Raw genomic sequence first — 11,668 nt, forward strand, 5'->3', positions numbered from 1 at the left:
CTCCGTCATTGCGAGCGCAGCGAAGCAATCCAGAATCTTTCCGCGGCGGCAGTCTGGATTGCTTCGCTGCGCTCGCAATGACGTTGTTGAGACAGCCGTCCACTCTTACCCCCGGTGTCGTCCCGGCGAAGGTGTGGCTTCAGCGCTCGTATGCAGTGAGCAGCAGGCCTAATACGTGATCTTCGGCGGCAGCTTCTTGGCCTTGGCGATGATGTCGCCGACCGATTTCTCCGAGGGCAGGATGCGGAGGAGCTTCTTCTTCTCGTTGGCTTCGCGCATGCTCTGGGCGAGTCTTGCCGGATTCCGATAGGCGAGCTCGCGCACGGTGGTGACGCCGGCGGCACGGACCAGGCCGACCTTGGCACGGCCCATCCCGGGAATGCGCATGTAGTCGGAGACGTTGGCCCATTCCAGAAGCTGCTGCTCGCTGATGCCGGTCTTGGCGGACAGCGCCTTGCGGCCCTTCACGGTTGAGGCCGCCTCGAGCAGCGCGTCCGTCGTGCGGATTCCTTGCGCCTTCAACTTGTTGGCGGCAAAGGCCGGCAGGCCCTCAATCTCGGAAATCGGATATGTCATGATGCTCGATATGAAAAGCGTAGCTCAGGCAAATTGGCTGAGGCCCGGCGTCCCTGCGATGATCTTGCCCATCTGATCCGCTCCGATTTTGTCTCGGCCGAAGCGAAAAAGTTCACGGGCAATGGTCTGAATCTCGGACATGCCAAGTCCCAAGCCCATCAGGCGCGTGCCAACCGCCATCAGGCCGCCGCCCATCAGCCGCGACAGTCCGCCACCGCTTTTGGACGCCTCGATCGCCGCTTCCGCGCCGGGAATATGATTGATCAGGGCTTCGACGTTCTCGGAAGGGCCTTCGTTGCGAAGGAAGCCCAGGATAATGCCGACCGTCTTTTCAGCGACAGCACTATCTATGCTGGCGTTCGTCGCCAGCCGCCCGATCAGCTCGTCCATATGGCCTGCCCCTCAGCCGGTTCACATGCCGGAGTATTGTTTTCAAAATGATCTTGAGCCGGTGTGGTGTGAAATACAAGCTATGAACGGAGGCGAACATGCGATTCAGCTTAGAACGCGCGAAAAGTGTTGCAGCGATGCAAGAGCGGAGATGAAATCAGCAGTAAATTACCGCGGTGCGAACGCGCAGTTCCTACTTTCGGCGGATGTCGTGCACTTGTTTTCCGACAATGTCGCATGATCAGGTCGCGTTGAACGGTTTCAATCGGCGCGCGACATGCGTTAAACTACGGAACTGGCATTTGAGTTTCAATACGCGAAATACGGCAGACGGATCAGAGAGAATAATGACCGCACAGGACAGCAAGCTCGGCGACACCGACGACAAGATCTTCGTCGGCAAGGGAGACGAGCAGGCATGGCTGACGCTGGCGCTCGCCAATCGCCACGGCCTCGTCACCGGTGCAACCGGAACCGGCAAGACGGTATCGCTGCAAGTCATGGCAGAGGGATTTGCGCGCGCCGGTGTTCCGGTCTTCGCGGCCGACATCAAGGGCGACCTCTCCGGCATCTCCGAGGTCGGCGTGCCCGCGGACTTCATCGTCAAGCGCGCCACCGAGATGGGGCTGACGTTCCAGCCCGACCAGTTCTCGACGGTGTTCTGGGATGTGTTCGGTGAGCAGGGCCACCCGGTGCGGGCGACCGTCACCGAGATGGGGCCGCTTCTGCTCGCGCGCATGCTCGACCTCAACGACGTGCAGGAGGGCGTGCTCAACGTCGCCTTCCGTGTCGCCGACGACAACGGCCTTGTCCTGATCGACATGAAGGATCTGCGGGCGTTGCTCGATGCCATCGTGCCCGACAGCAGCAAGAAGGGGCCGGACGCCGCCGACGATCCGCTTGCCGACATCCGCAAGGCCGCCCAGGGATTTGGCAACGTCACCAAGGCCACCGTCGGCACCATCCAGCGCCAGCTCCTGGTGCTGGAGAACCAGGGCGCCACCAAGTTCTTCGGCGAGCCGGCGCTGACGCTGAAGGACTTCATGAGGACCGACCGCGACGGCCGCGGCATGGTCAACATCCTCGTCGCCGACAAGCTGCTCCAGAGCCCGCGGCTTTACGCGACATTCCTGTTGTGGATGCTGTCGGAGCTGTTCGAGGAGCTGCCCGAGGCCGGCGACCTGCCGAAGCCGAAGCTGGTGTTCTTCTTCGACGAGGCGCATCTGCTGTTCAACGACGCGCCCAAGGCGCTGATGGACAAGATCGAGCAGGTGGTCCGCCTGATCCGCTCCAAGGGCGTCGGCGTCTACTTCGTGACGCAGAACCCGATCGACGTGCCCGACCGCGTGCTCGGTCAGCTCGGTAACCGGGTGCAGCACGCGCTGCGCGCTTTCACCCCGCGCGACCAGAAGGCGGTCGCTGCCGCGGCCCAGACCTTCCGGCCCAACCCGAAGCTCGACACCGCCAAGGTGATCATGGAGCTCGGCAAGGGCGAAGCGCTGGTGTCCTTCCTCGAAGGCAACGGCACGCCGGCGATGGTTGAGCGGGTGATGATCCGGCCGCCGTCGGCCCGGATCGGATCGATCACGCCGGAAGAGCGCAAGGCGATCATGGATGCGAGCCCGGTGAAGGGCAAATACGACACCGCCGTTGATGAAGAGTCCGCCTACGAGATGATCCAGAAGCGCATCGCCGGCACCGCGGCGACGGCGGATGCTCCGGCGGGCGGAGGCGGCGGCATCCTCGGCCAGATCGGCTCGATCGTCGGCACCATCTTCGGCACCAATGTCAAGCGCGGCCGCCTGTCGGCCGGCCAGGTCATTGCGCGCGACGTGACGCGATCGGTGACCAACCAGGTGATCGGAGGGATGGCCGCCAATCTCGGCAAGTCGGTCGGCGGCCAGCTCGGCGGCTCGATCGGCCGCACCTTGGTCCGCGGCGCGCTCGGCGGCTTGCTGCGTCGGTAGGCAGAAAGCCCGATTGGAGGCAATCCGCGCGCTGGCGCGGCCGCCTCGCCACGGGTACAATTTCAGGTGAGGTGCTCTCCAACCGTTCGTCGGTCTGCTACGTGCTATGTCGACGCTGGACTGGACCCTATTGTGACCTCAACCGACCCGCTAGCCAAACCTGATGCGCCGAGACGCCTGTCGCTGCGCGCGCCGCTGGACCTGCTCTTCCTCTTTTGCTGCTTCATCCTGACCGCGGACGTCCTCGGTCCGGAGATTTTCGGCCACGGCAAGACCAAGGACTATGCGCTTTGGTATTGGGCCGGGCAGCAGGTGCTGCATGGTGGCTCGCTCTATCCGGGCGACTTCCGTTATCCGTTCGAATTCATCTATCCACCCCTGCCGGCGATCCTGCTGGCGATCCCGAGCTGGTTCGGCAAGATCCCGCTCTACATCGTGCTGTCGGTCCTGAATGCGCTGGCGTGGTGGTACACCGGGACACTCTCCAATGTCATGACCGGCTCGGGCCGCAAGCCCGGCCCCTGGTTGGAGGCACTGCCCGCCTTCGTCACCGTGACCTTCGTGTTCGACATGTTCGATCTCGGCCAGCCGAACCTCGTCCTGCTGGCGATGATGCTCTACGGTTTTTGGTGCTTGCAGCATCAGCGCGTCTGGCTCGCGGGCTTGATGTTCGCGCTCGCCACCGCCATCAAGGTGTTTCCGATTGCGGTGCTGCCCTATCTGGTCTGGCGGCGGAAGTGGGCGGCTGCCGTCGCTACGGTCGTCTTCACCGGCATCCTTCTCTATGTTGTGCCGGCGCCCATTCGCGGCTTCGAGCGCAACGCGGCCGAGCTTGCGATCTGGTATCAGGGCATGGTCGGGGCGAGCTCGGAAAAGGGCTTTGGCCAGCGCGACGAGCAGAACTGGTCGTGGGTCAACCAATCCATCATTGCCGTCACGCACCGCCTGGTTCGTCCGATCAACTACAATCAGGAGGATCCCAGCAAGCCGCCGCGCATGATGAATATCATCGACGTCGATTACAGGACGGCGAACTGGATCGTGCTCGCGCTGTCGGCGTTGCTCGGGCTCGGCTTCGTCGCGGTCATGCCGCCGCAACGGCTTCGAACGGCGCGCTCGGATGCCGAGGAGCTCGGCATTCTGTTCTGCCTGATGACGGTGGCATCGCCCCTGGCGCGGCAATACTACTTCATGTGGCTGTTCTTCCCGATGACGGTGCTGATGCATCGCGCCGCCTTCGACGAGCGGGCGAATGTGCGGCTGGGAACCTGGCTTGCCCTCGGCGCGGCCGGATGTCTCATGCTGCTGGCACTGCCGTGGTTTCCCAATGCCTTCCAGGCCTGGGGCAACAACCTCCTCGCCACAGCCATCCTCGCGGGGAGCCTTGCATGGCACATCCGGCATCCGCCGGTTGCGGCTGGCTCCGGCGCCGCGGCAGCGCTAAAACCCAAGATCTCTTGAAACCCAAGACCTCTTGAGAACCCATCTTGAGACTCGAAAGTCAGGAATCCGACCATGGCCAATGCCCAGCTTCAATCCGTGCTCGACCACATCGACAAGGATTTCGACAACAGCCTTGAGCGCCTGTTCTCGCTGTTGCGGATCAAGTCGATCTCGGCGGATCCGGCCTTTGCCAACGACTGCAAGGCCGCGGCCGAGCATCTCGCCAAGGATATCGCGAGCCTGGGTGTCGCCACCGAAGTGAGGCCGACCGCCGGCCATCCCGCCATCGTCGGCAAGACCGGAGCGGGCGGGCGGCCGCATGTGATCTTCTATGGCCATTACGACGTGCAGCCGGTCGATCCGCTGGACCTCTGGCACCGTCCGCCGTTCGAGCCTGCCGTCACCGATCATGCCGATGGCCGCAAGATCATCGTCGCCCGCGGCGCCGAGGACGACAAGGGCCAGGTAATGACCTTCGTCGAGGCCTGCCGCGCCTGGAAGAAGGTGACGGGCTCGCTGCCGATCGACGTCACCTTCCTGATCGAAGGCGAGGAGGAGGTCGGCTCGAAGAATTTCGTGCCTTTCATCGAGGCCAACAAGGACGAGTTCAAAGCCGATTACGTGCTGGTCTGCGACACCGGCATGTGGGACCGCAACACGCCGGCGATCACGACGTCGCTGCGCGGCCTGCTCTATGAAGAGCTGAAGATCACCGCCGCCAATCGCGATTTGCATTCCGGCGTGTTCGGCGGCAGCGCGATGAACCCGATCCGGGTGCTCACGAAAATTCTCGGTGGGCTGTTCGACGACGATAACCGCATCACCATCCCCGGCTTTTATGACGGGGTGAAGGACCTGCCGCCCGATATCCTGGAGCAGTGGAAGAAGCTCAACCTGACGCCGGAGATGTTCCTGAAGCCGATCGGCCTGTCGATCCCGGCCGGCGAGAAGGGCCGGCTCCTGATCGAGCAGGCCTCCTCGCGTCCGACCTGCGACGTCAACGGCATCTGGGGCGGCTATATCGGCGAAGGCTCCAAGACGGTGATCCCGTCGCATGCGTCCGCCAAGGTCTCGTTCCGTCTGGTCGAGGGACAGGACCCCGCAAAGATCCGTAAGGCCTTCCGCGACTACGTGACGGCACGGCTTCCCGGCGACTGCAAGGTCGAGTTCGGCGACCATTCCGCCGCGCCCGCGGTCGCGCTCGACTGGAACATGAAGCCGCTCGCCGCCGCCAGCAAGGCGCTGACCGAGGAATGGGGCAAGGAGACCGTGCTGATGGGCTCGGGCGCCTCGATCCCGATCGTCGCCGACTTCAAGCGCACGCTGGGACTGGACTCGCTGCTGGTCGGCTTCGGCTTGGATGACGACAACATCCACTCGCCGAACGAGAAGTACGACCTCCGCAGCTTCCAGAAGGGCATCCGCTCCTGGGCCCGCATCCTCGCGGCGCTGGCCGAGGTGAAGTAGCACACGGTGCCGTAGGGTGGGCAAAGGCGCGCTCTTCGCGCGCCGTGCCCACCATCTCTCCGCGATTGCGATCGAAGGGGTGGGCACGCTTCGCTTTGCCCACCCTACGAAATCTCTATCTTCGTCATTGCGAACCGAAGCAATCCAGAATCCCGCCGCGGAATCAGTCTGGATTGCTTCGTCGCAAGAGCTCCTCGCAATGACAGCGGGGCCAAATAAAAACGCCGCCCGGAATTGGGCGACGTTTCATTCCAGAACGTGCAGAGGTCGTTGAGAGCTACCTTACACGAAATCCCGAAAATCTCAAGACCGATAGCCCGGCAGCTCGCGGTCGAGCTTGCGCAGCAGGGGCGGCCAGACGAGGTTGGTCGCACGCAGCTCGGCGCGGTCGCGGTTGGCGAGCAGCTCGGTGTTCTTCTCGATCGCAATCTCCTCGACCGGATAGACCGGCGTGCCGAGCGCGCGCGTGCGCACCTGCATCGAGCAGGCGCGCTCGAGGTGATACATGCGCTCGAAGGCCGAGGCGACCGAGCGGCCGACCGTCAGCGTACCGTGGTTGCGCAGGAGCATGTGGTTGTGGTCGCCTAGGTCCTTCTGCAGCCGCGGCCGCTCGTCGTGGTCGAGCGCGATGCCTTCATAGTCGTGATAGGCAAGGTCGTGGGTGACGAGCTGGGCGGTCTGGTTCAGCGGCAGCAGCCCTTCGGCGCTGCTCGACACCGCGGTGCCGTCGAGGGTGTGGAGATGCAGCACGCAGATCGCGTCCTCGCGCACCTCGTGGATCGCCGAATGGATGGTGAAACCGGCCGGGTTGATGCTGTACTCGCTCTCGGAGAGCTGGTTGCCGTGCAGGTCGACCTTGACGAGGCTCGAGGCCGTGATCTCGTCGAACATCAGCCCGTAGGGGTTGATGAGGAAGTGATGCTCGGGGCCGGGCACGCGGGCGGAGATGTGGGTGTCGACCAGATCGTCCCAGCCGTACAGCGAGACGAGGCGATAGCAGGCGGCGAGGTTGACCCGTTGCTGCCACTCGGCCTCCGTCATGTTCGACGGCACTTCCTTCAGGCGCGCTTCTGCTGGTGACATGGCAAATCTCTCCGAACCTCGTTGTTGCGGAGCGAGAGCCTAGTCTCGGGTGAGGTCGGCGGCAAGGCGCTCAAAGCGCGGCAGTTCAGCGTCGCCCGCATGGAGTGCGCGTTTGAGGTTCCGGATTTCAGAACCGTCCGACGCGACGTTTCGTCTACGCGGCCGTCCGATCGGACAATGATCTTACGGTGCCGGGATCGAGAGCAGGCTGGAAATGCTGCTGCCGCGGATGTCGTAGACGCGGGCGAACACCACGTCGTCGCGCTTGATCTCGACCATGACAGGCGCGGTCAGGCCCTTGCAGTAGAACTCGCCGAGCGTCATGGCGAAATCGGCGGCATTGGAGTCCCAGCCGATGGTGAAGTCGGGCCCGAGCGCGACCTGCGCCGGACGCTGCGGACCGCATACCGCGACCTTCCATTTGCGGTTGCGCGGCGGCACTTCCTGGCGCTCGACCAGCTGCTCGCGCAGCTCGTCGGAGGCCTGCTTCAGCGCGAGGCCCCAATAGTCCAGCATGAAGCGGTCGTCGGCGGCGCGCACCGTGCCGGCGATGTGGTTGAAGTGGGTGTATTGATAGGGATGCAGCCGGATCATCTCGGCGAGCGGGAGCGCGAGGCCAAAGCAGAAGGTGGCGAGCACGACCGGCTGCCAGGTGCGGTGGTTGGCGCGCAGGCGCTCCATGGTCCAGGCGAAGGCGACGCCGCCGAGCACTGCCATCGGCGGGATCACGAAGACGAAATGGCGGATGCCGTTGTACAGCGCGGGCCGCTTCACCATCGCGATCGCGAGCGGCAGGGTCGCGGCGAGCGTCAGCATCAGCAGGATGGTCTTGCGGCGGGCCGGAACCTCGCCGCGCGGCAGCAGCGCGAAGGTGCTGACCACGGCGCCGGTCATCAGCACCAGCATCACCTCGGGCAACTGAAGCGCGAACAGCGTCGGCAGATAGGACCAGGGCATGTCGGGGACCGACACGATCGCGCCGTCGAACATCTCCTTCCAGGGCTTCTCGAAGAAGTGCGAGAAGTAGGTCAGCGCCTCGAAGGGATTGCCGGGCTCCATGATCGACCACGGCCAGATCAGGCCCATCACGAGATAGCCGAACACCAGGCCGGGCAGCAGCAGGTAGACGACATGGGCGAAGCGGCGGGCCGCCTCGCGAACGCCTTCGGTGCGCAGTTCCTCCAGGAACAGCGGGATGAAGCCGATCAGGGCGTAGACCAGCGCAAGCCCGCCGAGGATGCGGCAGCCGATCGACAGGCCGGCACCTAAGCCGACGATCAGGATCGTGCGCGGCGAAGGCTGCGGATATTCCTCCGCGAGCCGGACGAGGCCCAGCATCAGGATGATCATGGCGACCGCGAAGGGCGCGTCCTTCGGGTTCATGAACATGTGGCCGTAGAAGATCGGGCAGAGCGCGAGCAGAAGCAGCGCAGCGAGGCCCGCGAGCGGCCCGCCGATGCGGCGGCCGAGCCGCCACGTCACGGCAAGCCCGATCACGCCGACGATCGCGCCGACCAGGCGGCGCGTCTCGAACAGCTCGAGCGGAATGACCTTGTGCAGGAGGGCCGCGACCATGTCGAAGCCGCCGCCATACATATAGAGGTTGGCGAAGGAGAGCGCCGCGGTGTCCTTGAAGCCGGAACCGAACATGCGCAGCAACAGATCGGCATATTCAGCGTGGGTGTAGTCGTCCCAGCCGAGCCCGTAATCGCGGAAGGTCAAGCCTGCAATGACGGCGACCGCGGCCAGCACCAGCATGGCGAGATCGTCGCAAGTCCGTTCGACCGAGCGCCGCAGGGGCGTGTCGATCGCCGAAGTCGTGATGGATGTCATGGCTATTGGTGACCCGGAATCCCCTCTCGGCCCTGCTGGTGCGCGCGGGCCTGCTCCCCGGACTCCGTATAGCGCAGTTCCATTACCAAGTAATTGGGCATTATGGCTAAATTCCTGATGCGACGCAGCAAATCCAGAAACTCAAGAGCACTCTAGCAGTAGCGATCCGTAGCTGAAGGGAATGTGAATAAGTCCCTGATTTCCTTCCCTTTAGGAACGCTGATCGCAATTCGTCGTTGGCGAGCAACACAGGAAGACGGTATCGTGGCGTGTGTCGCGTATGGATGCGCGGCCGGGGGTGAGTTCGATGACGTTGGCATTATTGATCGCGGGGATTGTCGCCGTCCTGGCGGGCCTCCTTGCGATCCTGTTTGGCTTCACCGTCAGGGAGTTCAGCCTCGGCAGTACCCTCATAATCTCGGGCACGATCGGCGTCTGCTCCGGAATGTTACTGGCGGGCCTCCATTTGGTGGTGCTGGAACTGAAGGGCATTGCCCGCCGGCTGGCCGGTGCCGCTGCACCGTCCGAAGTGCGCGTCAGGCCCGTGCTGCCGGGTCTCGCGCTGCCCGGCGCGCCTGCGCCCGAGCCTGCTCCGGCGATGCGCGCCGAGCCGACGGCCCCGCCATCGCCGGCCGCGCCGCCGCCATGGCAAGGCGAGGCACCGACGCGCGAGCGGCCGCGCGTCGAGCCGCCACCGGAGCCGGAACCTCCGGCGCCGCCCGCAGCTCCGGAAGCGCCGCGCCGGCGCAACCTGCTGTTCGCCTCGACCTCGCGAAAGGAACGCGAGCGTGCGGAGGCCAAGGCCACCGAGGGCCCGCCGCCGCATGCCGAGCCCGCGGCGCCTGCCGGCCCGGACACGCCTCCTGCAAGCTTCGACGACGCCTGGCCGAAGCCGGATCGTATGCGCCCGCCGGAACCGCCGGCCGCCTCGCGCCGCCCGCCGCCGCGCTCGCCCTCGACCTTTGTCGAGGCTACCCCGCCGCCTGCACCCGAGCCGGAGTCGGAGCCGGCGGTCGAGCAGGCGCCCGTGACCGTGCTCAAATCCGGTGTCGTCGACGGCATGGCCTATTCGCTCTATTCGGACGGCTCGATCGAAGCGCAGATGCCGGAAGGCATGATGCGCTTTGCCTCGATCGACGAGTTGCGCGCGCATCTTGACCAGCGCTCCTGAGGACTGCCGGGGCCAAGTAAAGCGCCAGCTTTCTTGTCACTTCGCCAGTCATCAGCCCATAGTCGTCAGTCCTGTATTTTGGCCGAACGTATTGTTGACACGGAATACTTCGAAGTCGTCTCTCCCGTGAGACGCAAGGTGGAGAAAGGTCGGGCCCATGTCGGATGCCGGGGCTAAGAATTTCATTGAGCTGACGGCGAGCATCGTCTCGGCCTATCTCGGCAACAACCCGACGCCGGCCGCGGAGATCCCGAACCTGATCAGCCAGGTGCACGGCGCGCTGGTGCGGGTCTCGTCGGGCCGCGTCGAGGCGGCGCCGCTCGAGCCGGCCAAGCCGGCGGTGTCGCTGAAGAAGTCGATCGCGCCGGACTATCTGGTCTGCCTGGAAGACGGCAAGCGCTTCAAGTCGCTGAAGCGCCATCTGCGCACCCAGTACAACATGACGCCCGAGCAGTACCGCGAGAAATGGGGCCTGCCGGCCGACTATCCCATGGTCGCGCCGAACTACGCGGTGGCGCGCTCGCAACTGGCAAAGCAGATGGGTTTGGGACAGCAGCAGCGGAAGCGGAAGTAGAGCCGGCCTCGAATCTCGTAGGGTGGGCAAAGCGAAGCGTGCCCACCATCCGGCTCACAATTGTTGATAGATGGTGGGCACGGCGCAAGTGCGCCTTTGCCCACCCTACGCAGCGCTTCCCACCATGAGGATCTTCAGGTGGCTTCCGCCAGCGCCTCTTTCGCGTCGGTCTTGATGCGCTCGACCATCGAGCGCAGGCCGTTGGAGCGCTGCGGCGTCAGGTGATCGCGAAAGCCGAACTCGTCGAACACCGCGATCGCGTCGGTCGCGAGGATCTGCTGCGGCGTGCGGCCCGAATAGAGCGCGAGCACGATCGCGACCAGGCCGCGCACGATATGAGCGTCACTGTCGCCGCGATATTTCAGGATCGGCGCGCCGCCATCGCGCTCGACCAGCTTCTGGAGCCAGACCTGGCTGACGCAGCCATTCACCTTGTTGGCGGCCGAATGCTCGGCCTCGGGCATCGGTTCCAGGGTGCGGCCAAGCTCGATGACGTACCGGTAGCGGTCGTCCCACTCGTCCAGAATCTCGAAATTGTCCCTGATTTCGTCGATCGTCGTCATGCTGGCCTATCGTTCCCGTTCAGCCCAATATAAGGACGCGAAGCCGTGAAATCGATAGGGTTTGGGGGCTAATTCGCGAGCCCCGGTCCGCGCCATTCCAGCGCGAGGTCGTCCTGGGTCAGGGTGTCGCGCGGCGCCTCGCTCGCAGCGGTGTCGCCTTCGCCGGCCAGTGCTATCGAGCCGGTGTGGTCGGGCGCCTTCTTGTCGCTCTTCTCGTTCTTCTCGTTGGTGATCTGCTCTTTCTTGTCGTTGATGATCTGATAGATCTTCTTCGCGCCGTCCTGGGCGCGCTGGCCGATGATCGACGCGGCCTGTCCGCCGACCTCGCACGCCGCCGGCTGGCGCTTGCAGAACTGGGTCATGTCGGAGACGGCCGCGGTCGCAGCCTGCACCGCGTCGGCGGCGCCGATCTGCGGCAGCTTCTCCGATTCGGGCGTCTTGTCTCGCGGCAGGAGCACCAGCACCAGCCCGAGCCAGAATGTGATGCGGAGCAGAAAGCGCATCTTATCGACCTGTATGTTAGATCCCGCCGCGGCGATTTCCGCAGAGCGCGTCGGACCTAGCAACTCTCGATAAATCGCAAGTGATTGCCTTGAGCTTA

General features: G+C 64.3%; 11 protein-coding genes. 5 read left to right on the forward strand and 6 right to left on the reverse strand.

What is annotated here, in order from left to right:
• Nucleotides 1-168: 168 nt before the first annotated feature.
• Nucleotides 169-576 carry a DUF4332 domain-containing protein gene (locus tag ACE10W_RS12115; protein WP_011085844.1) on the reverse strand — a complete coding sequence of 136 codons (408 nt, stop codon included), beginning with the start codon at nt 574-576 and terminating at the stop codon, nt 169-171.
• A gap of 24 nt (nt 577-600) precedes the next feature.
• Nucleotides 601-966, reverse strand: a complete 366-nt coding sequence (locus ACE10W_RS12120) for a hypothetical protein (RefSeq protein ID WP_011085845.1) — start codon at nt 964-966, stop codon at nt 601-603.
• Nucleotides 967-1,313: 347 nt separating this feature from the next.
• Between ACE10W_RS12120 and ACE10W_RS12125 the strand changes: the two genes are divergently transcribed.
• From ACE10W_RS12125 to ACE10W_RS12135, 3 genes are all read left to right on the forward strand, one after another.
• Entirely contained in the window at nt 1,314-2,933 is a 1,620-nt protein-coding gene (locus ACE10W_RS12125; RefSeq protein ID WP_011085846.1) for a helicase HerA-like domain-containing protein, read from the forward strand.
• Nucleotides 2,934-3,065: 132 nt separating this feature from the next.
• Nucleotides 3,066-4,394 (forward strand): glycosyltransferase family 87 protein, encoded by a 1,329-nt coding sequence (locus ACE10W_RS12130; protein ID WP_304551768.1) that lies wholly within the window; start codon nt 3,066-3,068, stop codon nt 4,392-4,394.
• A 54-nt stretch (nt 4,395-4,448) separates the two neighbouring features.
• Nucleotides 4,449-5,843 (forward strand): M20/M25/M40 family metallo-hydrolase, encoded by a 1,395-nt coding sequence (locus tag ACE10W_RS12135; protein WP_011085848.1) that lies wholly within the window; start codon nt 4,449-4,451, stop codon nt 5,841-5,843.
• 303 nt (nt 5,844-6,146) lie between these two features.
• On the opposite strand, the gene ACE10W_RS12140 is transcribed toward ACE10W_RS12135, so the two are convergent.
• Complete coding sequence (locus ACE10W_RS12140) at nt 6,147-6,926, reverse strand: class II aldolase/adducin family protein (protein ID WP_011085849.1); 780 nt, start codon at nt 6,924-6,926, stop codon at nt 6,147-6,149.
• A 183-nt stretch (nt 6,927-7,109) separates the two neighbouring features.
• The gene (locus tag ACE10W_RS12145; protein WP_011085850.1) at nt 7,110-8,759 is read right to left on the reverse strand and encodes a glycosyltransferase family 39 protein; all 1,650 of its coding nucleotides are present in this window, start codon (nt 8,757-8,759) and stop codon (nt 7,110-7,112) included.
• 307 nt (nt 8,760-9,066) lie between these two features.
• On the opposite strand from ACE10W_RS12145, the gene ACE10W_RS12150 reads away from it, so the two are divergent.
• Together ACE10W_RS12150 and ACE10W_RS12155 are read left to right on the forward strand one after the other, a co-directional pair.
• Nucleotides 9,067-9,930, forward strand: a complete 864-nt coding sequence (locus ACE10W_RS12150) for a DUF308 domain-containing protein (protein WP_304551769.1) — start codon at nt 9,067-9,069, stop codon at nt 9,928-9,930.
• 157 nt (nt 9,931-10,087) lie between these two features.
• On the forward strand, nt 10,088-10,504 hold the full coding sequence (locus ACE10W_RS12155) for a MucR family transcriptional regulator (RefSeq protein ID WP_011085852.1): 417 nt from the start codon (nt 10,088-10,090) through the stop codon (nt 10,502-10,504).
• A 134-nt stretch (nt 10,505-10,638) separates the two neighbouring features.
• On the opposite strand, the gene ACE10W_RS12160 is transcribed toward ACE10W_RS12155, so the two are convergent.
• Nucleotides 10,639-11,067, reverse strand: coding sequence for a SufE family protein (locus tag ACE10W_RS12160; protein ID WP_011085853.1), 429 nt, complete (start codon nt 11,065-11,067; stop codon nt 10,639-10,641).
• A 68-nt stretch (nt 11,068-11,135) separates the two neighbouring features.
• On the reverse strand, nt 11,136-11,570 hold the full coding sequence (locus ACE10W_RS12165; RefSeq protein ID WP_304551770.1) for a DUF5330 domain-containing protein: 435 nt from the start codon (nt 11,568-11,570) through the stop codon (nt 11,136-11,138).
• Between the last annotated feature and the right edge of the window lie 98 nt (nt 11,571-11,668).

The organism is Bradyrhizobium sp. B025 (assembly GCF_042257955.1).
In the GTDB taxonomy this organism is placed as follows: domain Bacteria; phylum Pseudomonadota; class Alphaproteobacteria; order Rhizobiales; family Xanthobacteraceae; genus Bradyrhizobium; species Bradyrhizobium diazoefficiens.

Bases quoted from the DNA above. Each gene is read 5' to 3' on its own strand.
- ACE10W_RS12150 (WP_304551769.1), top strand. From the start codon at position 9,067: ATGACGTTGGCATTATTGATCGCGGGGATTGTCGCCGTCCTGGCGGGC.
- ACE10W_RS12135 (WP_011085848.1), top strand. From the start codon at position 4,449: ATGGCCAATGCCCAGCTTCAATCCGTGCTCGACCACATCGACAAGGAT.
- ACE10W_RS12165 (WP_304551770.1), bottom strand. From the start codon at position 11,570: ATGCGCTTTCTGCTCCGCATCACATTCTGGCTCGGGCTGGTGCTGGTG.
- ACE10W_RS12155 (WP_011085852.1), top strand. From the start codon at position 10,088: ATGTCGGATGCCGGGGCTAAGAATTTCATTGAGCTGACGGCGAGCATC.
- ACE10W_RS12145 (WP_011085850.1), bottom strand. From the start codon at position 8,759: ATGACATCCATCACGACTTCGGCGATCGACACGCCCCTGCGGCGCTCG.
- ACE10W_RS12140 (WP_011085849.1), bottom strand. From the start codon at position 6,926: ATGTCACCAGCAGAAGCGCGCCTGAAGGAAGTGCCGTCGAACATGACG.
- ACE10W_RS12160 (WP_011085853.1), bottom strand. From the start codon at position 11,067: ATGACGACGATCGACGAAATCAGGGACAATTTCGAGATTCTGGACGAG.
- ACE10W_RS12125 (WP_011085846.1), top strand. From the start codon at position 1,314: ATGACCGCACAGGACAGCAAGCTCGGCGACACCGACGACAAGATCTTC.
- ACE10W_RS12120 (WP_011085845.1), bottom strand. From the start codon at position 966: ATGGACGAGCTGATCGGGCGGCTGGCGACGAACGCCAGCATAGATAGT.
- ACE10W_RS12115 (WP_011085844.1), bottom strand. From the start codon at position 576: ATGACATATCCGATTTCCGAGATTGAGGGCCTGCCGGCCTTTGCCGCC.